Annotated in this window: 20 protein-coding genes; 14 read left to right on the top strand and 6 right to left on the bottom strand. The window is 71.0% G+C overall.

The annotated features are described in order from the left end of the window. The first annotated feature begins 166 nt into the window (after nt 1-166). The 10 genes from IE195_RS22735 to IE195_RS22690 all read left to right on the top strand — a co-directional run bounded on the left by IE195_RS22735 (nt 167) and on the right by IE195_RS22690 (nt 11,143). Nucleotides 167-676 carry an aggregation-promoting factor C-terminal-like domain-containing protein gene (locus tag IE195_RS22735; protein ID WP_229826396.1) on the top strand — a complete coding sequence of 170 codons (510 nt, stop codon included), beginning with the start codon at nt 167-169 and terminating at the stop codon, nt 674-676. A gap of 639 nt (nt 677-1,315) precedes the next feature. Continuing rightward, nucleotides 1,316-2,788, top strand: a complete 1,473-nt coding sequence (locus IE195_RS22730; RefSeq protein WP_191275023.1) for a catalase — start codon at nt 1,316-1,318, stop codon at nt 2,786-2,788. Nucleotides 2,789-2,943: 155 nt separating this feature from the next. Next, nucleotides 2,944-3,336, top strand: coding sequence for a VOC family protein (locus IE195_RS22725; RefSeq protein WP_191275021.1), 393 nt, complete (start codon nt 2,944-2,946; stop codon nt 3,334-3,336). Between the two features lie 336 nt (nt 3,337-3,672). Further along, on the top strand, nt 3,673-6,258 hold the full coding sequence (locus IE195_RS22720) for a glycosyltransferase family 4 protein (protein ID WP_191275019.1): 2,586 nt from the start codon (nt 3,673-3,675) through the stop codon (nt 6,256-6,258). Nucleotides 6,259-6,389: 131 nt separating this feature from the next. Continuing rightward, on the top strand, nt 6,390-6,791 hold the full coding sequence (locus IE195_RS22715; RefSeq protein WP_191275017.1) for a hypothetical protein: 402 nt from the start codon (nt 6,390-6,392) through the stop codon (nt 6,789-6,791). A gap of 77 nt (nt 6,792-6,868) precedes the next feature. Further along, entirely contained in the window at nt 6,869-7,567 is a 699-nt protein-coding gene (locus IE195_RS22710; protein WP_191275015.1) for a DsbA family protein, read from the top strand. After that, nucleotides 7,564-8,223, top strand: a complete 660-nt coding sequence (locus IE195_RS22705; RefSeq protein ID WP_191275013.1) for a vitamin K epoxide reductase family protein — start codon at nt 7,564-7,566, stop codon at nt 8,221-8,223. Before IE195_RS22710 ends, IE195_RS22705 begins: the two co-directional genes overlap by 4 nt. Before the next feature lie 223 nt (nt 8,224-8,446). After that, the gene (locus tag IE195_RS22700; RefSeq protein ID WP_191275011.1) at nt 8,447-9,526 is read left to right on the top strand and encodes a VldE C-terminal domain-containing protein; all 1,080 of its coding nucleotides are present in this window, start codon (nt 8,447-8,449) and stop codon (nt 9,524-9,526) included. Nucleotides 9,527-9,848: 322 nt separating this feature from the next. Next, nucleotides 9,849-10,196: a hypothetical protein gene (locus IE195_RS22695; RefSeq protein ID WP_191275009.1), complete on the top strand. Its 348-nt coding sequence runs from the start codon at nt 9,849-9,851 to the stop codon at nt 10,194-10,196. A 137-nt stretch (nt 10,197-10,333) separates the two neighbouring features. Further along, nucleotides 10,334-11,143, top strand: a complete 810-nt coding sequence (locus IE195_RS22690) for a hypothetical protein (RefSeq protein ID WP_191275007.1) — start codon at nt 10,334-10,336, stop codon at nt 11,141-11,143. 59 nt (nt 11,144-11,202) lie between these two features. On the opposite strand, the gene IE195_RS22685 is transcribed toward IE195_RS22690, so the two are convergent. Both IE195_RS22685 and IE195_RS22680 read right to left on the bottom strand, forming a co-directional pair. Continuing rightward, nucleotides 11,203-12,327 (bottom strand): pectate lyase family protein, encoded by a 1,125-nt coding sequence (locus IE195_RS22685; RefSeq protein WP_191275005.1) that lies wholly within the window; start codon nt 12,325-12,327, stop codon nt 11,203-11,205. Between the two features lie 409 nt (nt 12,328-12,736). After that, on the bottom strand, nt 12,737-13,126 hold the full coding sequence (locus IE195_RS22680) for a transposase (RefSeq protein ID WP_191275003.1): 390 nt from the start codon (nt 13,124-13,126) through the stop codon (nt 12,737-12,739). Between the two features lie 204 nt (nt 13,127-13,330). Here IE195_RS22680 and IE195_RS22675 point away from each other — a divergent pair, with 204 nt between their 5' ends. Then, nucleotides 13,331-13,825: a hypothetical protein gene (locus IE195_RS22675; RefSeq protein WP_191275001.1), complete on the top strand. Its 495-nt coding sequence runs from the start codon at nt 13,331-13,333 to the stop codon at nt 13,823-13,825. A 301-nt stretch (nt 13,826-14,126) separates the two neighbouring features. Here IE195_RS22675 and IE195_RS22670 read toward each other — a convergent pair whose 3' ends face one another. Continuing rightward, nucleotides 14,127-15,707 carry a family 2 glycosyl transferase gene (locus IE195_RS22670; RefSeq protein ID WP_191274999.1) on the bottom strand — a complete coding sequence of 527 codons (1,581 nt, stop codon included), beginning with the start codon at nt 15,705-15,707 and terminating at the stop codon, nt 14,127-14,129. A gap of 645 nt (nt 15,708-16,352) precedes the next feature. On the opposite strand from IE195_RS22670, the gene IE195_RS22665 reads away from it, so the two are divergent. Continuing rightward, a complete protein-coding gene (locus tag IE195_RS22665) occupies nt 16,353-16,820 on the top strand; it encodes an ATP-binding protein (RefSeq protein WP_225942516.1) in 468 nt (155 codons plus the stop codon). A 78-nt stretch (nt 16,821-16,898) separates the two neighbouring features. Here the strand turns inward: IE195_RS22665 and IE195_RS22660 are convergent, their stop codons facing one another. From IE195_RS22660 to cmtR, 3 genes are all read right to left on the bottom strand, one after another. Further along, nucleotides 16,899-17,057, bottom strand: coding sequence for a hypothetical protein (locus tag IE195_RS22660; protein WP_191274995.1), 159 nt, complete (start codon nt 17,055-17,057; stop codon nt 16,899-16,901). A 244-nt stretch (nt 17,058-17,301) separates the two neighbouring features. Next, the gene (locus IE195_RS22655; RefSeq protein ID WP_191275232.1) at nt 17,302-20,568 is read right to left on the bottom strand and encodes an efflux RND transporter permease subunit; all 3,267 of its coding nucleotides are present in this window, start codon (nt 20,566-20,568) and stop codon (nt 17,302-17,304) included. A 655-nt stretch (nt 20,569-21,223) separates the two neighbouring features. Next, nucleotides 21,224-21,565 (bottom strand): Cd(II)/Pb(II)-sensing metalloregulatory transcriptional regulator CmtR, encoded by a 342-nt coding sequence (gene cmtR / locus IE195_RS22650; protein WP_191274993.1) that lies wholly within the window; start codon nt 21,563-21,565, stop codon nt 21,224-21,226. A gap of 133 nt (nt 21,566-21,698) precedes the next feature. Here cmtR and IE195_RS22645 point away from each other — a divergent pair, with 133 nt between their 5' ends. Both IE195_RS22645 and IE195_RS22640 read left to right on the top strand, forming a co-directional pair. Next, nucleotides 21,699-22,610, top strand: coding sequence for a cation diffusion facilitator family transporter (locus tag IE195_RS22645; RefSeq protein ID WP_191274991.1), 912 nt, complete (start codon nt 21,699-21,701; stop codon nt 22,608-22,610). A gap of 280 nt (nt 22,611-22,890) precedes the next feature. After that, on the top strand, nt 22,891-24,231 hold the full coding sequence (locus IE195_RS22640) for a TrkH family potassium uptake protein (protein ID WP_225943448.1): 1,341 nt from the start codon (nt 22,891-22,893) through the stop codon (nt 24,229-24,231). Nucleotides 24,232-24,249: the final 18 nt, after the last annotated feature.

The following is a 24,249-nucleotide window of genomic DNA, read 5'->3' as shown; positions in this document are numbered from 1 at the left end:
CAGCCCTGAGCTCGGGGATCCCCGACGGCCCTCGCCGAACCGGCCGCCCAACCGCACTGACGAGCGGGGACGCCCCCCACGGATCGCCATCCGCCGAGGTGTCGGCAGTGCCCTGCGCTGGTTGCGGCCGGAATCCGCGAACCAGCGGGACCGCGGAGCGGGGTTCGTGGAGACAGCGGCGGCAGCGATCCTGGCCGCGCTGATCATCACGACCGTTTACACCTCGGAGGTGAGTTCGACCTTCAACGAGGGTGTCCGACAGATGGTCTGTCTGGTCAACGGCCCCGGTTGCGGAGAGGAGACCTGGGTGGACCACGACCGCCCGGAGGAGCCAGAGGAGTACGAGTGGGGCACAGGCGACGACGCCAACCTCAGTGACAACAAGAACCTGGGGATGCAGGCGGCCTCCGCCGCCCCGTACAACTGGACCGACCAGGAGTGGACCTGCCTGGACAACCTGTGGTCACAGCAGTCGGCCTGGGACCACAACGTGCTCGACCAGCAGACCGGCGCACGCGGGATCGTCGGCTTCAACCCGGCACTGCACGGTGAGATGCCCGCCGGGTTCCGGGACAGCGCGTCGACGCAGATCGACTGGGGCCTGGACTACATCCAGCAGGCCTACGGCACCCCCTGCGAGGCCTGGGACTACTGGCAGAGCACCAGGACGTACTAGCCTCCCGCCGGGGCGCCCACCGCCCCGATGACGAGCCGCAGCACCGGGCCCGCACACGGGGAGTTCCACCGCCCCGACCCGCGTCGTTGAGCGCCCTCTCCCCCGCGCCCCCTCCTGCTTCCTTCTCCGCGTCTTCCTCCGAAACCTCCCGGTCCGTTCAGGTCGGGTTCCCCCGGGGTTCGGGAGAGGGCGCTTTTATGCATCCCGTGCGGGCAGACTCGGCTCCCCGCACCCGGGCCGGGTGGCCCGTCAAGGGTCTCCTGTCGTCGGAACGGGGACCTTCGGCGCTACGGACCACCAGCATGACCTCCTAGATTGGAGTTATTCCAGAGAAGTGTTTCAATGGGCGCATGCGCCAGCCGGGGAGCAGGACCATCCTCCCCGGGAGGGCTTCGCCATGGGTGCTCCGTCCCCGGAGCGACCGACCCGGGAGGATGAGGCCGCCTCTCCGGCCCACAGCCCACGGCCCGCCGCAGGCCGGGCGTCCGGCGCGGGAGACCGCGCGGCCGCGGGCACGGACCCGCCACGGGGCCCGAGCACCCCCGAGGCCCGGGGCGCCTCCAGGGCCCGCCCGGCAGGAGGCCGACGCATGACCGGCTCTGAGAGCGCAGCGCCACAGAGATCGAGGACGAGGTAGCAATGTCGCACGACAACACCAATCCGCTGACCACAGCCGCCGGCGCCCCCGTCGCGGACAACCAGAACAGCCTGACGGCCGGACCCCGCGGGCCCATGCTGCTGCAGGACCTGTGGTTCCTCGAGAAGCTCGCGCACTTCGACCGCGAGGTGATTCCCGAGCGCCGCATGCACGCCAAGGGTTCCGGCGCCTTCGGTACCTTCCGGGTCACCAAGGACATCACCCGGTACAGTAAGGCCGCCCTCTTCTCCGAGGTCGGCAAGGAGACCGAGGTCTTCCTCCGCTTCTCCACCGTCGCCGGTGAGCGCGGTGCCGCCGACGCCGAGCGCGACATCCGCGGCTTCGCCCTGCGCTTCTACACCGAGGAGGGCAACTGGGACGTGGTCGGCAACAACACCCCGGTCTTCTTCTTCCGCGACCCGCTGAAGTTCCCCGACCTCAACCGCGCCGTGAAGCGCGACCCGCGCACCAACATGCGCTCGGCGGAGAACAACTGGGACTTCTGGACCAACCTCCCCGAGGCCCTGCACCAGGTCACCATCGTCATGTCGGACCGCGGCATCCCCGCGAGCTACCGGCACATGCACGGCTTCGGCTCGCACACCTTCTCGTTCGTCAACGAGGCCGGTGAGCGGTTCTGGACCAAGTTCCACTTCCGCACCCAGCAGGGCATCAAGAACCTCACCGACCAGGAGGCCGCCGAGGTCATCGCCGGGGACCGCGAGTCCTCCCAGCGCGACCTCTACGAGGCCATCGAGCGCGGCGACCACCCGAAGTGGACGTTCTACGTCCAGATCATGCCCGAGGCGGACGCGGAGCACTACCGCTTCCACCCCTTCGACCTCACCAAGGTCTGGTCGAAGAAGGACTACCCGCTGATCGAGGTCGGCGAGTTCGAGCTCAACCGCAACCCGGAGAACTACCACGCGGACGTCGAACAGGCCTCCTTCACCCCGGCCAACATCGTGCCGGGCATCGGCATCTCGCCAGACCGCATGCTCCAGGGCCGGCTGTTCTCCTACGGTGACGCCGCCCGCTACCGCCTGGGCGTCAACCACCACCAGATCCCGGTGAACCAGCCGCGCGGCGCCCGGATGGTCAACACCTACCACCGCGACGGTGCGATGCGGGTGGACGGCAACCAGGGCGGCGTCCCCGGTATCGAACCGAACTCCTACGGCCGCTGGAGCGAGCAGCCCCAGTACGCCGAGCCGGCGCTGGCCGTGGGCGCGACCGCCGACCGGTTCGACTACCGCGAGGACGACGACAACTACTTCGAGCAGCCCGGCGACCTGTTCCGCTCGATGAGCCCGGAGCAGCAGCAGGTGCTGTTCGAGAACACCGCCCGGGCGATCGACGGTGCCTCCGAGGCCACCATCGAGCGGCACATCGGGAACTGCGCGAAGGCCGACCCTGCCTACGGCGAGGGTGTCCGCAAGGCCGTCGAGGCCCACCAGGCGGGCAAGCTCGCCTAGGGTTTCGGCGCCTCCTGCGGGGGTGCCGGGGCAGCTCCGGGTCCGGGCCCCGTGCCCGGCCCCGGGGCGGCCTCCCCGGACCGCGACGCCTTCGCCGACGGGGACCGCGGTTAGCGTGGGGGCTTCGGTAGGCCCGTGACCCAGGAGGTCCTGACATGACCAGTAGGTTCACCGAACTCGGGATCGACTGCGCCGATCCCGACCGGCTCGCCCGGTTCTGGTGCTCGGTCCTGGGCTACGAGGTGCGGGAGCGGGACGAGGAGGACGGAACCGTCACCATCGGTGCTCCGGTGGGGCCCGGGCCCGAGGACCCGCTGGGCCCGGTGCCGCCGACGTTGACGTTCGCGCGCGTGCCCGAGGGCAAAACCGTCAAGAACAGGCTCCACATCGACCTCAGCCCGGCCGACGGGGAGCAGGGCGAAGAGGTGCTCCGTCTGCTGGACCTGGGCGCTCGGCGCGCCGACGTCGGCCAGGGCGAGGAGAGCTGGGTCGTGCTCACCGACCCGGAGGGGAACGAGTTCTGCGTTCTCGCGGACCGCCGACCCTGATCAGGGGCCGCGCCCCGCGTCCAGGACCGCAGGCCTCTGAGACGGAACTCCGCACCGGACCTGCCGGTGCCCCGGCCGTGGCCTGTCCCACCCGGATGTGACCATTCTGGCTTTATCGCCCGATACGGGTGAACTCGCCGCAAAACACCAACAGGTAGCGGCAAACCTTTGGACACTCCTGAACAGATACGGATCTTTAGCGCCATTCCACCCATAGCCTGATCGCTCAAACACCCACATCGCCCCCGGTCAGGGGCGCGGATCGGTGTGGGAGCAACGGGTTCGGCGCCGCGGCGCGCAGAGTGCGCGGGGCGGCGCCGAGAACACGGGGGCTCGATGAAGATCGCCTATCTGATCAACGACATGTACGGCATCGGCGGAACCGTGCGCACCGTCGCCAACCAGGCGGCGGCGCTGTCCGCACGGCACGAGGTGGAGATCGTCTCGGTGTTCCGGCACCGCGCCGACCCCGTCCTCCCCGTCCCCGCCCAGGTCGGCCTGCGTCCGCTCGTCGACATCCGCCAACAGGGCGACCAGGCGACCGGGATCGGCGGACGACCGCTGTACGAGGGATCGGAGCGGGCCGGACTCCCGCCGCTGCTCTTCCCTCCGGAGGACGGCCGCGGCAGCACGCACAGCCGCCTCACCGACGACCGCCTGGAGGAGTACCTCGCCACCACCGACGCCGACGTGGTCGTCGGCACCCGCCCCGGGCTCAACGTGGTGATCGCGCGGGCCGCGCCCGACAGGATCATCAAGGTCGGCCAGGAGCACCTCACCTACGAACAGCACTCCGAGGAACTCCGGCGGGTCATGGCCGCCGAGTACCCGAACCTCGACGCCTTCGTCACCGTCACCGAGGCCGACGCGCGCACCTACGCGGAGCAGATGCCGATGCCGGGGGTGCGGGTGCTGTCCATCCCCAACTCGGTGCCCGCACCGCCCTTCACCGTCAACGGCCACAACACGCGCACGATCGTCTCCGCGGGCAGGCTCGCGCCCAGCAAACGGCACGACCTGCTGGTGCAGGCGTTCTCCATGGTCAGCGACGAGTTCCCGGACTGGACGCTGCGGATCTACGGTCGGGGAAGCCGACGCGGTCCGCTCGGCAGACTCGTGGGTTCGCTGGGACTGCAGGACCGGGTGTGGCTGATGGGCCCGCACCCCAGGGTCGAGGAGGTGTGGGCGCAGGGGGCGTTCGCGGCGGTGACCTCCAGCGAGGAACCGTTCGGGATGACCATCGTGGAGGCCATGCGGTCCGGTTTGCCGGTGGTGAGCACCGACTGTCCGCACGGGCCGGCGTCGATCATCCGGGACCGGGAGGACGGGCTGCTCGTCCCCAACCGGTCCGCGCCGGGCATCGCCGAGGGGTTGGCCCAGCTGATGGGCGACGACCGGTTGCGACGACGGATGTCGTCGGCGGCGCTCACCGACTCCGAACGCTTCGACCCGGCCAACGTGGTGCTGTTGCACGAGGAGCTGTTCTCCGAACTCGCGGGCGTCGGCCCGCCGTCCCCGGCGGCGCTGACCGTGCCCGCGCCCCGCCCCGAACCGCCCGCGGCCTGCCGGGTGGAGTCCGGCCCGGACGGGACGTCGGTGCTGTCGTTCGGCCCGGTGGCGGAGTTCCCCGGGGCCGGGTCCGCACAGGTTCCCGAGCGGCTGGTGCTGGCCAAACCCGGCAGGCGCGTCGAGCTGTTCCCGGACGCCGAGGGCCGCGTGGTGGTGGACGCGTCCCGGGGAGCAGAGGCCGTCCCGGCGACGGACGCCGGGGCGCGTACGGGGGCCGGAGCGGGAGCCGCGACGGTGACGGGACCCGGCCGGGCGTCCGGGAGGGGCGCGAGGGCCGAGAGGAGCACGGACCTGGTCACCGGCGAGTGGCAGGTGTTCCGGGTGGACCGGGGTGTGGAGACCCCGGTGCGGGACGTCGAGATCCACCAGCACGGGTATCCGCTGTCGCCCGCCCGTACCAGCGGGCTCTCCCTGGTCGTCCCCGCCCGCTCCGTGAAGGGACGCCTGGTCCTGCACGTGCGCCGTTCGGCGCACCACGCGGAGATCGAACACGTGGAGATCGCGGACGGGCTCATCACCGTCCAGGGCCGGGTGCTGGGGCAGCAGCGCCCCGACGCCCGGGCCCGTCTGGTGGTGCGGCTGCGCGCCTCTCCCCAGACCCGCCGCGAGTTCCCGTCTGCGGTCGCGGCCAGCGGCGAGTTCACCGCAGTCATCGATCCCGAACAGGTGGTGCGCGGGCGGGACGGCGACTCCGAGAAGTGGGAGATGCGGGTGCTGCTGTCCGACGGCAGTGAGTGCACGGTGGGCAGGCACCTGTCCGGGGTCGTCGGGTACAAGCAGATCATCGAGTACGCGTCCCAGCAGGTGAGGCCCGCGCGGGGGGTGGGCAGCAGGGTGCGCCCGTACTACACGGTCAACGACCGGCTGGGGTTGCTGACCTCCCCGACGGCCCCGACCCTGCCGGTCGACCGGGTCCGGGTCCGCCCGGCGGGCCGCCACGGCGGCCAGCTGTACTTCGAGGTGTCCCTGGGCACGCCGGTTCCCGAGGGGGTGGCCTTCGCGGTGGAGGTCGTACGGGGCACCGGGGCGGGCCACCGCTATCCGCTGCAGACCCTGCCCAACCGTGCCGGCCGCGAGGAGGGGCGCCTGGTGGGGATGGTGCCGCTGCTCGACCACATCGACTACCGGGGACTGTCCGTGCTGCGGACGTCCTGGCAGCTGAGGTTGAAGGCGGGACCCGCCGGGGCCATGGCGAAACTGGGCGCGAAGGCCGTCCCGGACAGCACGGCCCGCAGGTGGAGCCACGGCGCGTACGTGCGCTCCGCGACCGTCGCACCCCTGGGTTCGGGGGACCTGAGGGTGACCGTGGCCGACGTCCACGTGGTGGAGGCCCTGAACCGCCGGATCCACTGAGGGGACCGGTGGAGGGATGCCGTTCGGCGGGCGGGGTGCGCTCCCCGTCCGCCGAACGGGACACCCCCGTCTGCCCGGCTCCGAGCGACCCCGGCCCCCGCGCACGGGGACACACCGCTACAGTTCCCCTCATGAGCGGGCACACCACCACACACCGGCTGCGCGCCCTCGCGGCGCCGTTGGTCGGCCTGGTCGTGCTCTGCTTCCTCTGCGCCCTCTGCCATCCCGGAGCCGTCTTCCCCGAGGCCGGGAAGGCGTGGACAGCCTCGGTGCAGGGGGCGGAACCGGCGGCCCCGGGCCAGAACGCGGACTCCCCCGGCCCCGCCGGGGACCGGGGGTCCGAACACGCCTGCCCCGCGCCGGACGAACAGGGCCTCCTCACCGCCAACCCCGTGCTCGCGCCGGGCTCCGCGCTGGTTCCGTGCGTCCCCGACGCCCCGAGGGCCGGCCCCTCGGTGCCGGGTCCGCAGCAGGGCCCCGCCGCCCCGTACGGCTGCGGGCTGCTCACCCTCCTCTGCGTCCAGCGGGTCTAGAGGCACCGGTGCACCCCACCGCCGTGGGGTCCGCCACCGTGCCCGAACCCGAGAACACCCGACCGCTGGGACCACCCGTGAGCAAGAACCTGATCATCACCCTCTGCCTCCTCCTCGTCGCCGCCCTCGGAATCGGCCTGCTCGTCTACCTCGACCGGAACGGGGAGGGTTCCGCCGCGCCGGACGCGGCCGGACCGTCCGCCCCCGGCCCCTCCCCCGAGGAACAGCCCACCGCCCCCGCGGAGGTGCTCGTCCGGGAGGACAGCCGCCACCTCGACCGGGTGGACGGCGCCCGGGTCACCGTGGTGGAGTTCCTCGACTTCGAATGCGAGGCCTGCCGCGCCCAGTTCCCCGTCATGGAACGGGTCCGCGAGGACTACGACGGCCGGATCAACATGGTCATCCGCTACTTCCCGCTCCCCGGGCACCTCAACTCCGGGCCCGCCGCGGCGGCCGTCGAGGCCGCCGCCCAACAGGACGCCCTCGACGACATGTACGCGCGGATGTACGAGACGCAGGGCGAGTGGGGCGAGTCCCGCCAGGACCAGAGCGAGGTGTTCGTGGGCTTCGCCGAGGACCTGGGCCTGGACACGGACGAGTTCGTCGAGACGATGGAGTCCGAACGGACCCGGGAACGGGTCCAGGCCGACTTCGACGACGGACTCGCGCTGGGCGTGCAGGGCACCCCGACCATCTACGTCAACGGCCGTCTCGCGCCGAGCATGCCGAGCTACGAGGTCCTGTCCGCGATGATCGACGCGGAGCTGGAGCGATGAGCGCCCGCACGCCCCGGCGCACCCCGGGCCCGCACCCCGGCTCGGACGTGCCCGTCATCAGCCGGGCGCTGCCGTGGGTGTTGGTGGTGGGCGGGCTGGTCGGGCTGGTCTCGGCCACCGCGCTGCTGGTGGAGAAGATCCGGTCCCTGGCCGATCCGGACCACGTACCCGCGTGCAGCTTCAACCCGGTGCTGTCCTGCGGGACGGTGATGTCGACCCCGCAGGCCGAGGCGTTCGGGATCCCGAACCCGGTCCTGGGGGTGGCCTGCTTCGCCGTGGTCACCACCGTGGGGACGGCGCTGCTCGCCGGAACCGGCACCGGCCCGGCGCCCGGGTTCCGGCGGTGGTTCTGGCTGGGTCTGCAGGCGGGCTGTGTGTTCGGGGTGGTGTTCGTGCACTGGCTGATCTTCCAGAGCCTGTACCGGATCGGGGCGCTGTGCCCGTACTGCGTGGTGGTGTGGGCGGTGACGATCCCGCTCTTCTGGTACGTCACGCTGCACAACCTCCGGAGCGGGCACCTGCCGGCCCCGGAGCTCCTGCGCCGCCCCGCGGGCGTGCTGGCCCGCAACCACACGGTGGTTCTCACGGTGTGGGGGCTGTTGATCGCGGCAGCGGTGGCCCAGGCCTTCTGGAGCTACTGGACGAGCCTGGTGTGACGGACGGGCTTTCCCGATGCTCCCGACTCCACCTGGGAGAACGGTGACGGGTTGTCCACAGAGGGCGAACCCGCCCCTGTACCTGGGGACCGGGGCAGGTTAAGCTGCGCCGGACAGGACTCCGCGCGAGACGGGGTCGTTCGCACACGGACCCGCCGCGCACGGCTCCCCCGCCAACCAGACTGTTCCCCCGTCCCCTCGGGGGTCGACCCCCCGGACAAGCATGCGACGGACCTCCCCTCATTCGGCACGCGGACACCAACTCCAGGGCCGCCGCGACGACGGTCAGGCGAACATCCTGCTCCTCTTCGGGATGACCCTGGCCCTGCTCGCGCTCACCGTCCTGTTCGTGCGCGTGGGCGGAGCCAACGACATGCGTTCGCGGGCGCAGACGGCCGCCGACGCCGCCGCGCTGGCCGCGGTGGGCGCCCTCCGGGACCACGCCGCGGCCCAGCTCGCGGACGGTGTCTACCCGATGCCCCGCTTCGACGAGGAGGTCGCGAAGAGCCGTGCCGAGAGGTACGCGCGCAACAACGGGGCCGTGCTCACCGACATCCGGGCCAGCGACAACGTCATGGGGCGCTCCGGCAACATCGTGCGGGTGGAGATCCGCGGCGCGGTCTGCCAGAAGGAGTTGACCGAGGACGCTTCGCGGGACTGGAACGACGTGGTGTGCGACGGCGAGGAGGACGATGCGTCCTCCTTCAGCGGCACCGCCTCGGCGATCGCGATCATCGAACTCTCCTCGGAGTGCGGCCGCGACACGGACGGGCTCTCGTGCGACGACCGGGCCGTGGGCGACGCGGGGCAGGCCTCGGGCATGTTCGACGTGCACCTCGTCGACCGGGAGGGGCAGTACCGGTTCGATCCGAACGCCGTGTTCGGCGGCGGGGCGATCGTGGACTGCGGCTCCCTGGGCGGCCTGAAGCCGCCCATGTGTGCCACGCACAAGGTTCTCAACCAGGAGTTCCCCCGCTTCTACCTCAGCGCGGGCGGTTACCGGGAGGAGAAGGACAGCGACCACGGCCACGGTGAGGCCGTGGACTACATGATGGCCGATCTGGGTGCGACCCCGACCTCGGCCATGCACGCGACCGCCATCGAGGTGATCGACTTCCTGATCCAGAACCACCGGGAGCTGGAGGTCAAGGGGATCATCTACGACTACCACATCTGGAACCCGCTCAAGGACCGGGTGGGACCGTGGATGGAGGTCCGGCGGCAGGCCGGCTCCAGAGGCAGCCCGACCCAGAACCACGTGGACCACATCCACCTGTCGGTCGGGGAGCCGCCCTTCCGGTGACCGGGGCGGCCACGGAGCCGCAGGGGCGGCGGGGCCGCGTCGCCACGGCCCCTGCGGTCGGGTTTCCCGGGGCCGACCGGGCGATTCCGGGGTTCTCCACAGGTTCTGACGGGGTCTTGTCCGAGGTGCCCCGGAAACCGAACCTGGAGGTATGAAGCCAGAGCACGCGCTCCCTCCCGGTCGTCCCCCTCCCTTCACGCGCACAGCGGCGGCTGGAGCGGGCCCTGCGGCTGTCCGACCCGCGCGGCCAGTCCCCGCGGAGAGTTGGGCCCGGGTCCTGTTGCACCGGGCGGGCCCGCCGCCGGCCCGGCCGCAGTGCCCGGTGCACACCGCCCGGGGCCTGTTCCACGCGGACCTGGGTCGGCCCCCGTACCGGGTCGCGGTGGAGTACGACAGCGCCGAACACCACTCCGCCCGCCACGAGAGGGCCCGTGCCCGGCTGCGGTACGCCGCCAGGACGGAGGCGGGATGGCTGGTGGTCTCCATCGGGGTGTACGACCTGTGTGCGCACCCCGCCGGGTTCCTAAGCCGGGTGCTGGCCGCACTGGCGGACCGCGGTTGGTCGGCACCGCCCGAGCGGGCGGCGGACATCTGGCGTGCCGTCCGTCGCTTCGGGCGCGGCCGCCACGGTTGGGGTGAGGGGGCCGCAGCCGTCGCACCGGGCGTATGACCCGTTTCGTCACTTTCAGCGGAGATTATGTTCGCTCGGTATCCGAACAGAGCGGGGAGTCACTGCGTCGTACTGCGCGTAAGCGGTACCCCCCGAACCCGAACCGCAGAATCGAGGCGCTGTCAGTGTCGACGTCGATGCCGTCCACCGGACAGGAGCCGGAAGACGAGGGCCCCGTCCAGCCCAACTGGCTGCTGAGTCTGCTCGTGGCCCTGGTCTGCCTGGCCGTGGTCGTCAGTGGATGGAGCGTGGCCCGGCTGACGCTGGGCGGCACCGAACCCGCGGCGGAGGAGGACGATCCGCCCCAAGCACCGCAGACGTCGGCCGCGGAGGCCGACCCCCGGGACGCGGAGGCGTTCCTGGGCTTGGCGGCACGGGAACTGCGTGAGGCGCCCTCCTTCCACATCAGTTACACGCAGAGCATGGACGGAGAGGAGACGGGACATGGTTGGGCCCGCCACGAACCCGACGCCGACACCGCGTTCGAACACTTCTTCAGAACGGCCTCGGGGGTCCGGGTCCACCGGTACGACCTGCCCGGTACCGGGTTGATGATGACCGCGGAGAAGGGCCTTTCGGGGATGACGGTGCTGGACCCGCCCTCGGAGGCAGACCTGCGCCTGTGTTCGGTGGAGTTCGCGCTGGCCACCCTGGACGAGTTGGCGGACTCCGCCGAGGACCTGAAGCTGGTGGGGACGGAGGAGCTCACCCTGCCGGCGGGCACGGAGGGGGTCGCGGCCGGCACGCACACCACCTACCGGTACACGGGGACGTTCCCGGCCCCGGTGGGCGGCTACGAACCGGAGACCGGACGCAACACCCTGACGCGGCTCGCCGGGGCCGAGTTCGACCTGTGGGTGGACGAGGACGGGCATCCGCGAAGACTCGGCTTCACCTCACCGGAGGGGGTCGGCGCGACCTACGACTACCACGCCCTGGCCGACTGATCCGGCGGGGGCGGGACCGTCCCCTCGGCCGGCGTCGCCCTCAGCCCGGCACCCTCCCCTCAGTCGGCACCGGCCTCGTTCATGACCAGGTCGGGGACGCTGACGGTGTCGTCGAGTTCGTAGGCGTAGGGCGGGTCGGGCACGCTGCCGCGCAGCTCGGGCTGCTCGGAGTCGACCAGCAGGTTGGCCCGGGTCACCACGTTGCCCGGGTCGTCCGGTTCGGTGGACACCGAGACCGGGGTGCCCTCGAAGTAGTTGCCTTCGACCAGCACGTTGGATCCGTGGGCGGACTGGACGCCGTACCCGGGGTTGGCCCGGAAGTAGTTGTTGAACACGTGGACGTGTTCGGCGTTGCGGGCGCTCGGGTGCCGGCCGGAGGTGCCGTCGAAGAAGTTGTGGTGCACGGTCACCCGGAGCGCCCCGGGGGCGTCGTCGCCGGCACCGATACCGACCGCGGACTCGGCGTCGCTGAAGTGGTTCCAGGAGAGGGTGACGTGGTCGGCCCCGTCGGTCACCGAGACCAGCGCGCCGTCCCGACCGCCGGAGAACGTGGAGCCGTCCACCCACACGTGGTGGGCGCCGCCGCGGACCGCGACCGCGGTGCCGTCGGAGGACATGCCCAGATTGGCGAGGATGACGTTGCTGGAACCGTCCACGGACAGTCCGCCACCGGTGAGTTCGGCACCCTCGCCGACCCCGAGGAGCGTCTTGTCCGAGGAGATCGGGACGGTGCCGTCGAGGTCGATCTCGCCCTCGACCTCCACCACCAGGGGTTCCTGGGCGGCCAGGTGTTCGGCGAGCTGGTCGGCGTCGGTGGCGGTCACCGTCTCACCCCCGGCCCCTCCGCTCACGCCGGGGTGGAGGGCGGGTTCCGCGTCCGCACCGCCGGTGCCGCCTTCGGCCTCCTCCGCGTCCTCACCTTCCTCCGCGTCCGCCTCCTCCGCGGAGGGTTCGGCGTCCGACACCGCCAGGGGCTGGTCCGCCCAGCCGACCGGGGTTCCGAAGGGCCGTTCCCCCTCCGGCTGCGGGGGCGGGTCGGCCTCGTCGGTCTCTCCCGGGGGCGGGGCGGCGGCCTCGGCCGCTGTCTCGACGGCTTCCGCGTCCTCCTCCTGACCGGAACAGGAGGACAGAACTGCACACAACAGGACAGCCAGGCACGCGGCGGCGAGAGGGTGGGGTCGCATCTGGAACTTTCCAACGAACGGGACGGGGGGCGGTGTCGGGCTCCACCGATTCTGTCAGGCGGGGAAGGTACACCGGCACACCAGTCGCGCGTTCGGGGGCCGACCCGCGGACACGGCGGAGGGCGCCTTTCACTCCAGTTGTAGATCCGTTCTGTCATGATTCTCTGGCTGCTTGTCCGCGGTAGCGGCATGCTCGGGATCGCGCCTGGTGGCAGTCTCTGAACACCGACCAGGCCAGCGCGTACTCAACACCCGGCGGGCAAGCGAACGGGGCCCGAACCATCTCGTTGCAGGTCAACACCACCAACCGCCCCGGGACCGGACCCCGCCGCCAGACGAGCCAACGACACCGGCTCAAGGGCATAACACCGGTAGAACGCCAGCTCACCAGTGGTGCGACTGCGGAGCATCAGCACCGCCGCACCCCAGCCCCGTCAGTGCGATCATCGACGAGCGCCCAGTCGTGGAACCGCTCGCCCCTGGCCCCCGCCCCGGCGGCCCGGAGCCGTTCGGGGTCGTCGGGGCGGACCCGGGGCAGGTAGAGGCGGCCCTCGATCAGGGCGTGCCCGGCAGGGGCGGTGTAGGCGAGGTAGACCGCGCCCCGGCGGTTCTCGATCCCTCCGGCGGTAACCGGGTACTGGTGGATCACCCCGACAGTGCTCGCACCCTTCTTCACGTCGCCGGTCCCGTCCACGACCAGAACCACGTCCTGGTGCCCCGGACATGTGGTGACGTGGCCGCGCGGAGCGGCTGCCGGCGCGGCCTCGTTCAGACGTGCGCGGGGAAACAGGTGCCGCATCCGTCAGGGGGCTGATGACGTGGCAGTTCCCGAGGCACCCGATAACGGACCGTGTCTGTCTCGGGTGACCGCCCCGGCCCTGTCGGGCACCTCGTCCCGGCACCGTGATGAAGCAGCGTTGTGGCCGGGGAAAGACAGCGGTAGTTCGACCGCACCTCCGTCTACGCTCAGTGCTCCCGACGCCCCCGACAACGGAGCAGACGCATGAGCCGCCTCCTCAGCCGGAACAGCACACTCGTCTACCCCGACTACGGCATGTTCCAGATCTTCGACTGCGAGGACTACGACGACACGGCCCCTGTTCCCGGCCGCAACGACTTCAGCGCCGGTGAGTGCTCGGTCTACCTTCGCAGCCTGCAGACCAACGTCCTCGTCCACCTGGACCTGGAGTCGTGGGAGTCCGAGCCGGCCTGGAACGGAGAGGAGTGGGAGGGCTCACACACCGCCGTCATAGAACTCGCCACGGGAGTGGTCGGCGTCAATGAGATCACCGCAGGCGGGCAACACGACCTGCTCACACTGCCAGCGCCGGGCCGGTACCGGGTCCGGGCCGCGCACCGCAACCGCCGCGTGGTGAGTAAGGCCTACATGGCGCTCTTCGACCGGTTCGAGGACGTGCACGGGCCAGGATTCACCGCCGCCGCACGCGACCTCGAAGGCCGCGAACAGTACCTGGCCCAGTTCTGGCCCGAACCGTAGAGAGCACCCCCGCGGCGCACATTCAGTGCGCACGGCTCCGGGAGGACCTCGGAAACGGTGAAAGACGGTGAAAGGCAGCCGGGACGAAGGGCTGGGTCAACGGCGGTTCCCGGAGTTCGCCCACCGGTCGGTGGAGGTCCCCGGTACCGGAAGTCACTCCGCCCCGGATGCCGTCGCGGTCCGCCGGGCCGATCTCCTCGGCGGTGAGGGAAGCCCCCTCCCGGAGCATTACGCCGGGTCACGGGCGGGGCGGCTCCCACCGCTCGGCCCCCAACACGCTCATCACCTTGGGCGAGCAGTGTTAACCACCACTAACGACAGCAGCTGGCGCCGACTTACGAACCTGACCGACTGAACCCCTCTCCAGCTGCGAGGACACCAGTGACGTGGCCGACACCGGAGGGCGCCGCCGGGGCAGCAGCGGGGCCAGCGAACGGGCCCGGGCCGCACCCCACCACGTCCCCAGCGAGCGGGCCGCGTCACCGGCCGCGGACATCCCCGTCCACGCGATCGGGCCCACCAGGGCGGCGCCGTGGCGCCGCCGCCAGGACACCAGGTGCGGAACCGTCAACACGGCGCCCGCGGCCAGCGCCCAGCGACCCGGCACCCGCACGCCACCGGACCGGCCCACCCGGGACACGGCCCCGCCCACGGCCACCGCGGCCACCGCCGGCCACCAGACCGTGCGCGCCGCACGCGACCCGGTCCGCGCCGTGTGCACCAGGTCGGCGGCGGCGGGACGCACCGTGTCCGCCAACGGGACGGCGGCTCCGCTCGTCATCGTCCGGGCCGTCATCGCGCCCCCGACCGCGCACACCGCCAGACCCGCCACGGGCCGCCCGGCCAGCACCAGCCCCAGTCCGAGCGCGCCCGGCAGGGACAGCTCGGGGCCGACCGCGCGCCGCCCGTGGCGACGGGCCAGCGGCCCTGCCGCGGCCCCGGCCTCGAAGCGGGCGCGCAGGTAGGAACCGAGACCGGTCGGCATCGGGGCCCGCACCTTCGACCGCGGTTCGTACCGGACCGACCAGCCCTCCTCGGCCAGGCGCCACAACATCTCCGCCTCCGCACCCGCGCCCAGGGAGGGGTCGAGGTCGGCTGCACCCCGGCGCACCAGGAGCGCGCGGACCGGGGCCAGCGGATCGGCCGAGGCGTGTTCGCCGGGCGGGGCGGGGTGGCCGAGACCGCGGCGGGCGCGGCCCCAGGGCAGGACCGGCGCGGGATCCGCGCCCCGGTCCACCGTCTGGGCGTGCAGGGCCGCGGCGGCCATCGCACCGTGACCGCAGCGCCGTCGCACCGGAAGGAGCCGGGGCAGCACGGCGGCGACACCGGGGTCGGCGAAGTGGCCCAGAGCGACGTCGAGCCAACCCGGTTCCGGTTCGGCTCCGGTCTCCAGCAGGGCGACGATCCCGGCGTCGCAGGCTCCGAGCGCCGCCGCGCGGGCTCCGGCCCCGCCGGATGGCCCTTCCACCACCCGCAGGCCGCGCCGCCGTGCCACCCGGGCGGTCGCCCCGGTGGCACCGACCACGACCGGGCGCAGGTCCGGGTGCTCCCGTCCGATCCGGTCCAGGGCGCGTTCCAGTTCGGCGGGTGCGGCCCGGCCGGTGAGAGCGAGCTGCACGCCCTCTCCCGGGGGTACCGGCGCGGGGCGCGGATGGGCGAGCCCGGCCTGGACCAGGACGCGCGCGAGTCGGCGCTCACCGAGGTGGCCCGGGTCGGCTCCGCTGAGCCAGCGGATGACGGCGCTGACGCCTTCAGGGGGCAGGCGAAGGGCCCGGGGAGGAGAACCGCCGACGAGGACGTGGCCCTCGTCGGTGAGCCGGACGGCGCGGTCGATCTCCACGCCGAGGCCCACGGGCAGGGGGGCGGGGGTGGGCGAGGCCATGCCACACACCTTGTCGGGAGACACAGGCCACGCGCAAGACCGAACAAAGCAGCAAAATTCAGATGGCCTTCACCAAATCGTTATTTGCCCCCGGAGGGCCCCAGGGACACGCATCCCCGCCGATATCCGTCTCCTGTCAGCCTTCCCGGTCCTACGGATGACCCCTTTACCCAGCTCAGACAGGGTTACCCTGTGCGAACCAGGTCGGCCGGGTCGCAGGGAGGCACGGAGCGTATGCTGAGCGCAAGTAGGCCCTTCAGTGTCGTAGGGCATGCCCCACACCAGACATGACCATCCTCCACGGGCCGCCCCCAGGCCCCAACACCGTCCAGTGTGAAGCCCAGCGGCTTCTCCCCCACCGTGTGCCGCCACCCTCGTACCGCGCCCCCAGCGATACCGAGCCGTGTCCCTCCCTGCCCCAGGGGGCTTCGCCCCGTGTGTCCACACCGCGCCGTGACCCGTACCGGGCATGGACGCCTCGAGGGCCAGGCGCCAGTTCAGCCCTGCCCTCGAACACACATCCCCTGGGAGTGAACCCACATGTGTGAGACCGCAGCCCCCCGTTCCGCGCCCTCGGACCCGCTCAAGACCCCGCTCCAGACGATCTCGGCCCCTCTCCACCGTCCCCAACGCCCGGCGAGTTCCATGGAAGAGTCCAGTAGCACCCCGTACCGAACCAGCACGGACCCCCGGTCGTCGCGCAGGCGTTTCCCCGGCCTGCCCAGCCAGATCGCCTACGCGCGCAGATTCGTCGCCCGACAGTTGGCGGACTCACCGGAGCTCACCACCGCGACGCTGTTGGCCAGCGAACTCGCCACCAACGCCATCACCCACAGCGACTCGGGCCGTGCCACCGGAAAGTTCGAGGTGTGTGTGCACCGCGCGCCAGGATGGGCACGGGTGGAGGTCCGGGACCTGGGCAGCACGACGGAGGCGCCCCAGCCACAGCACCGGGACCCCTACGACACGGCCGAACACGGCCGCGGCCTGGATCTGGTCGAGGCGCTGGCCGGTAAGTGGGGCGCCGAACCACGCCGGGACGGCCGTGGCCGACAGGTGTGGTTCGAACTCGTGTGGGACGGCGACGAGCTGGACGGGGACAGGCCCGGTTGAGGGCCGCACCAGGTCCGGAGCGGAACAGCCCTCCGGACTCGCGTCCGTGCGTCGCCGTGCCGGGACGCGCCCCGGCCGCTACTCCTCGGACGCGGGTGCGGCGGGGGCGGCGTCCTCGGTGGCGGGCAGCCGGTAGCGCTCGTAGAGCTGGCGTGCGTAGTCCTTGGCCTCCTGGGACGGCTCGTCACCGAGCTCGTCACGAACGAGGTCTTCCAGGCTCTTCTTCGAATCATCCATGTGAGGCAGCCTGCCTGGACTGCGCGGATAGCACAAATCGGCACTCCGGTCACACAGCGGAAGGGTGCTGGATGTCCCGTTCTGCAGGTCTTTCCGACGATCCGGCCCGGACCCGCGGCCGGGCGTGTCGCGCCCTCGGCGTGCGGCCCGTGCCGCACGCACCGGGCACGGCGTGCGTACCGGGAGACCGAAGGGGCGCCCCGCACGGAAGGTCGTGCGAGGCGCCCCGGACGGTGCCGACGGACTACTTGTCGGCGTGCTCCCCGGCGGGCTCTCCGGAGGCGTCCTTGGCCGCGGCGTTCCCACCGTGCTTGGCGGGGCTCTCGCCCGCCTCGCCCTCAGCGGTACTGCCGTTGCCCGACGCCTTGGCCGCGGCCCTGGCCCGACGCCTGGCGCGGCGCCGCTCTTGGCGGGCTGCCGACCTGGCCTCACGCCTCTCCCGGAGCACCTCCACCAGCTGGTAGAGGACCGGAACCAGGATCAGGGTCAGCAGGGTCGAGGTGACCAGGCCGCCGATCACCACCAGGGCGACCGGGGCGGAGATGAACGCTCCGCCGCCCGCGAGGCCCGTGGCCATCGGCAGGAGCGCGGCGATGGTGCCCGCCGCGGTCATCAGGATGGGCCGCAGGCGGTGCCTGGCGCCCTCCACGATCGCCTCGCCGAGATCCATCCCGTTCTGCCGGTTCTGGTTGATCAGGTCCATCAACACGATGGCGTTGGTGATCACGATGCCGATGAGCATCACCATGCCGATCAGGGCCGCGGCGCCGATCGGGGTACCGGTCAGCATCAGCAGACCCAGTGAACCGGTGGCGGCGAACGGAACCGAGATGAGCAGCATGAGCGGCTGCATCAGGCTCTTGAACGTCGCGACCATGATCAGGTAGCAGATGACGATGGCGGCGAGCATCGCCAGGCCGAGCTGGGCGAAGCCCTCGGTCTGGTCCTGGCTGACGCCGCCGAGGCTGGCGGTGGCGCCCGAGGGCAGGTCGAGGGAGTCCAGGACCCGCATGATCTCGGCACTGACCGCTCCGAGGTCGGAGGCGGTGGGGTCGGCCGAGACCGTGGTGCTGGTGACCCCGTCGATGCGGGTGAGTTCCGGCGGCTGCTGGACCTCGGCGACCTCGGCGACCTCGGAAAGCTCGATCTCCTCACCCATGGGGCTGCGGATCGGCAGTTCCTCGAGCTCGGCCACGCTCTGCGGCGCGTCCTCCACGATGACGACGACGTCGCGGCGGACGTCATCGATGGTGGCGGTGCCGACGCCCTGGCCGTTGAAGGCCGCGGCGACCGCCTGGCCGACCATGGCCTCGCTCAGACCGAGCTCTGCGGCCTCCTCCCCGTCGACCTGTACCTCCAGCGAGGCCTGCGAGTCGGTGATGCCGCTGTTGACGTCCTCGGCGCCGTCGATCGCGCGCAGCTCCTCCTCGACCATCCCGGCGGCCTCGGCCAGGGTCTCCTGGTCCTCGGCGGTCACCTGGACCTCGATCCCCGAACCGCCCATGCCGCCCGTGGAGTCCAGGCGCGGCTGGTACTCGGTGTCGAGTTCGTCGAAGGTGTCGCGCAGCACGTCGCGGTTGCGGAGCTGGTCCGTTTCGGGGTCGGCGGTGATCGTGTAGTCGATCTGGTCCGTACCGCCGCCCATCAACGGGTTGCCGCCGATGTTGACCTGGTAGGTCTCGATCCAGGCCATCCCCTCCAGGGCTTCCTCGACCTTGACGGCCTCGGCGTCCGCGGCCTCCAGGGACATGCCCGGTTCGAGCTCCTGGACGACCGTGTAGGTGTTCTCCTCGGCCTGGCCCAGCCAGTCCGTCTCGGAGCTGGCGGCCATGACGGCGGTACCGCCGAAGATCGCCACCGAGGCGGCCAGGGTGACCACCGTGGCGGTCTTGCGCCTGGTGGTGATCCAGCGGATCACCGGCAGGTAGGCGCGCTGCAGCGGGGTGCGGATCTCCCGGTCGTGGGCCTCGCGCTCGATCTCCTCGCGGCTGGCGTCGCCGACCTCGGCCGGACGCAGGAACCAGTAGCACAGCACCGGGGTGATGGTCAGGGCCACCACCAGGGATCCGGCCAGGGCCAGGCTGCTGGTCACGGCGAAGGGCATGAAGATCTCGCCGACCATGCCGCCGACGAAGGCCAGGGGCAGGAACACGGCGATGGTGGCGAAGGAGGAGGAGGCCACGGCCGTGGCGACCTCGCGGACACCGTCCCTGACCGCGCTCAGCCGTTCCTTGCCGTAGTCCATGTGTCTGCGGACGTTCTCCAACACGACGATGGAGTCGTCCACCACCCGGCCGATCGCGATCGTGATCGCCGCCAGGGTGAGCATGTTCAGGGTGAACCCGAACGCCTGCATGCCGATGAAGGACACCAGGACCGACACCGGGATGGAGACCGCCACCACCAGGGTGGAGCGGATGGACAGCATGAAGACCAGGATCACGATGACCGCGGCGGCCAGACCGTAGGCTCCGGCCTCGAACATGTCCGTGATCGAGTCGTTGATGAAGGGCGCCTGGTCGAAGACGACCGCGAGGTTGATGTCCTCACCCAGCAGGTCGGACTCCCCGTCGATGACGTCCTGGACGCCCTCGGAGATCTCGACGGTGTTGCCGTCGGGGGTCGCCATGATCATCAGGGCGACGCTGGGGTCGCCGTCCAGGCGGGCGATGGTGGAGGACTCCTCGGTCACCATGCCGACCTCGGCGACCTCGGACAGCCGCACCGGCTCGGGCTGCGGGGCGGGAGGGGCGCCGGGCACGGCGGCCGAGGAGTCGACCCCCTGCGAGGGCTGCACCCACACATCCTCGATCTGCTCGAGGCCGGTGAGCTGGTCGCCGGTGGTGACGCTCAGGGTGCGGCCGTCCTCGTCCACGGTGCCGCCGGCCATGAGCAGACCGCTGGACTCCAGTGCGTCGGACAGGTCCTGGGTGGTGACCCCGGCGTCGGCGAGTTCGTCCTCGTCCGGGGTGACCTCCACCCGCTGTTCGGGCACGCCCATCAGGTTGGCCGCGCGGACCCCGGAGACCGACTCCAGTTCGGGGATGAGCACGTTCTCGATGGAGGAGGCCATCGCCTGCTCGTCACCGTTCTCGCTGCTGGCGGCGAGGAGCATCACCGGCATCATGTCCGTGCTCATGGAGGTGACGGAGGTGTCGGCGTCCTCGGGGAGCATCCCGGAGACCTGGTCGACGGCGACCTGGACCTCGCGGACCAGGGCGTCCTGGTCACGGCCGTAGTCGAACTCCGCCATGACCTGTGTGGAACCGGTGCTGGTGGTGGACGTGACCGAGTCGACGCCCTCCACCCCCTGCACGGCCTGTTCCAGGGGCTCGGTGACCTGTCCCTCGACCACCCGGGGTGTCGCCCCCTGGTACTGGCCGGTGACCATCACCATCGGGAGGTTCACTTCGGGGAAGAGTTCGCGTTTGGCCGAGACCGCGGCGAGGACACCGAAGAAGAGCACGGCCAGGGTGATGAGGAGGACCAGCGCCCGGTTTCCGAGCGACATGACCGATAGGCGGTTCACGCGTTCGTCCCTTCCGACTGGTGGGCGGGAGCCCCGTTTCGGGGTGGCTCCGCGCAGAGGGCCGTTGTGGCCGGTCTGGACATGAGAGGTGCTCGCTCCTAGCTCGCCGTGTGTGGGACGGCCGGACCGGGACGTGCGGCGCTCGTCGTCGAGCGCGCACTCACTGGCTCGGTCTCGGGGCCGATCCGCGAGGACGTGGGTGGGGGATGCGGGGCGCTCATCCGCGCGGCGCGGGGCCCGTTTGCAGGGTTGCGCGTCCGCCGGGCGCACCACTCACCATACGTCGCGTTATATCGGAAGTTGAGCCGTCCCAGGCCGGTTCAGGGATCTCTCAGGGACATGTCAGCCTTCTGTCAGGGTCGCCCCCGACCAAAGTTGGGGACATCTTCCGGAAGTCGGTGTCTCCCCGTTCCGAAGTGGGGCTTCAGCCCCCACCGACAGACCCTCGCCCTGCAACGGACATCACGTGGCCGATTTCGGACATCCCAGAAAAGGACACCCGGGGTGAGCACCGGGCGCATCGAAGCGCCTCCACCGGGTGAGAACGCACGCCCCTGGCGGCCCGCCGGGGACAGGGGTCACGACAGGCGGCCCGCCGAAGCGCTTCCGGCCGCCCGTGACGGCGCGGCGCGGTGACTCAGACAGCCGGCGCCTGTTCCCCTGGGGCTTCCAGTGGCTCGTGGGGCTGCGCGGTACCCCAGACGACGCGGAGGAGGTCCTCCAGCGCGTGGGCGAGGGAGTCGTCGACGAGTTCGTAACTGACCTGGCGGCCGCGGGCATGGGTCCGCACCAGTCCGCAGTCGCGCAGGCAGGCCAGGTGGTTGGAGACGTTCTGCCTGGTGAGACCGAGACGATCAGCGAGCCCGGCGGGATAGTCGGGCCCTTCCAGCAGGGCCAGCAGGAGGCGGCACCGGGTGGGATCGGACAGGGCGCGCCCGAGACGCTGGATCGCGGAGAGGCGCTGCTCGGAGGTCAACATGAAAATCATTGTACATTGTTTGCTGTATAGACAGTCCGGACTGTATAAACAGTGAAGGCTGAACTGTTTGGCCGCCGCACCCCCGCCGGCGTACCGGCAGGGACACCGAGCACCACGAACCGAGGAGGGGACCATGGGCGCGGGACACGACCACGGACGAGTCACCGCCGGGGCCGCCAACAGCGGAAGGCTGGCAGTGGTCCTGGGCCTGATGCTCACCGTCGCCGCAGTGCAGGTCACCGGGGCCGCGTTCAGCGGCAGCCTCGCCCTGCTCGCCGACGCCGGACACACCGTCACCGACTCCTTCGGGGTCGCCCTGGCGCTGGCCGCGGTGTGGATCGCGGCGCGGCCGGCCACCAGCAAGCGCACCTTCGGCTTCCAACGGGCCGAGATCCTCGCCGCCGCCGTCAACGCGATCGTGCTGTTCGTGCTGTGCGGGTTCATCGTGCTGGAGGCCGTGGACCGCCTCCGCGAACCCGCCGAGGTCTCCGGAGCCGGAATGGTCGCCGTCGCCGCCTTCGGGCTGGTGATGAACGTGGTGGCGCTGCTGGTCCTGCGCTCGGGCGCCAAGGAGAGCCTCAACGTCAAGGGCGCCTACCTGGAGGTCATGAGCGACGCTCTGGCCTCGGTGGGCGTGATCGTGGGCGGCCTGGTGGTGTGGTTCACCGACTGGCAGCAGGCGGACACACTGGTCTCCCTCGGCATCGCCGCGATCATCGTGCCCCGGGCGTGGTCACTGCTGCGGGAGGCCGTGCACATCCTGCTGGAGGCCACCCCCGAGGGGATGGACCTGAGCGAGGTCCGCACGCACCTGATGGGCCATCCGGCGGTCATCGACGTCCACGACCTGCACGCCTGGACCATCACCTCCGGGGTCCCCGTGATGTCCGCACACGTGGTGGTCGCGGAGGAGGACCTGCGGGACGGCGGAAGGATGCTCGACGAACTGCACGAGTGTCTGACCGGCCACTTCGACGTGGAACACTCGACCCTTCAACTGGAGCCCCCGGGGCACGCGGACCACGAGGGCGCGAGGCACCCCTGACACCGCGCCCCGGACCGGGCCCGCCCCGCACCACCGCCACGCGCCCCGACCCGCACCACCGTGCCGGAACCTCGTCGTCGCAGGCCACCGGATCTGGCAGAATTGCGCAGGTTCGGCAAGACCCCAGCTAGTGACGACAGGTGAGCACGGGATCATGTGGTGGAACTCCACCACACCCAGGGCGACCAGGACCCGGGTGTTCGTGGCAGTACTCGAACGGGTGAGAACCCTGTGGGACCGGCTCCCCATCCCCCGGAGCGGGCTCCGGGGCGCACCGCCCATGCAGAAGTCGCGCACCGCCTGGGGCAAGCCCGCCCGCGCCTTCCTGCTGATGTTCGTCCTGGTCGACCTCCTGGGCACCGGGTTGCTCATGACCCCCGCCGCGTCCGCCGGCCCGGAGGAGCTGACCCTGGTCGAGGCGACGTTCACCTCGACCACCTCGCTCGCCGTGTGCGGGCTCAGCGTGATCTCCATCGGCGGCGACCTGTCCGTCTTCGGGCAACTCGTGGTGCTGGCGCTCATCCAGGTGGGCGGAATCGGCATCATGACCCTGGCCTCGCTGCTGGGCGCCGCCCTGATCCACCGCTTCAGCCTGCGCATGCAGCTCAACGTCCAGGCGGAGAACCGGGCCCAGGCCGTCGGGGACGTCCGCAGCATCGTGAGCCGGGTCGTCATCGTGTGCCTGACCATCGAGGCCGTCACCTTCGTCATCATCACTCCGCGGATGTGGCTGGGGCACGACCTGAGCCCGGGTGAGGCCCTTTACTCGGGCCTCTTCCACTCCGTCTCCGCCTTCAACAACGCCGGGCTGTCGCTGTACGACGAGAGCCTCACCCGGTTCTCCGGCGACGGGATCATCCTCTTCACGGTGGCGGTGGCGGTCATCCTCGGCGGGATCGGCTTCCCCGTACTGCTGGAGCTGCGCCACCACTGGCGGACCCCCGGGGCCTGGGGCCTGCACACCAAGATCACCATCGTCACCAGCGCCCTGCTCTTCGGGGTGACGGCGCTCCTGATCATCATGATGGAGTGGAACAACCCGCGGACCCTGGGCGAACTGCACTGGTGGGCCAAGATCTCCGACGGGTTCTTCCACGGGGTCATGCCGCGGAGCGGTGGCTTCAACGTCACGGACACCGGCGCGATGTACGACTCCACACTGCTGCTCACGATCATGATGATGTTCGTGGGCAACGGCAGCGCGGGAACCGCCGGCGGCATCAAGGTCGCGACCCTCGCCGTGATCTTCCTCGTGGTGTGGTCCGAGGCACGGGCCCACACCAGAGTGCACGTGTTCGGCCGCCGACTCGCCCCCGACGTGATCCGGCAGTCGCTGAGCCTGACCTTCCTCTCCATGACGGTGGTGGCGATAACCACGGTGTTCTTCCTGCACACCACACCGTTCACCTTCATGCAGACGCTCTTCGAGGTCGTCTCGGCCGTGGGCGTGGTCGGTCTCTCGACCGGGATCACCCCCGCCCTGGCCCCCTGGGCCCAACTGACGCTCGCGTTCCTCATGATCGCGGGGCGCATCGGCCCCATCACCTTCGTCACCGCACTGGCCTTCCGCGAGCGCAAGCGCCGTTACGACCTGCCCGAAGCCCGTCCGATGATCGGCTGAGGCCGCTCCACAGACAAG

The sequence above is a fragment of the Nocardiopsis terrae genome, assembly GCF_014651695.1.
Lineage (GTDB): Bacteria > Actinomycetota > Actinomycetes > Streptosporangiales > Streptosporangiaceae > Nocardiopsis > Nocardiopsis terrae.
This window is presented reverse-complemented; position numbering and strand designations above follow the sequence as displayed.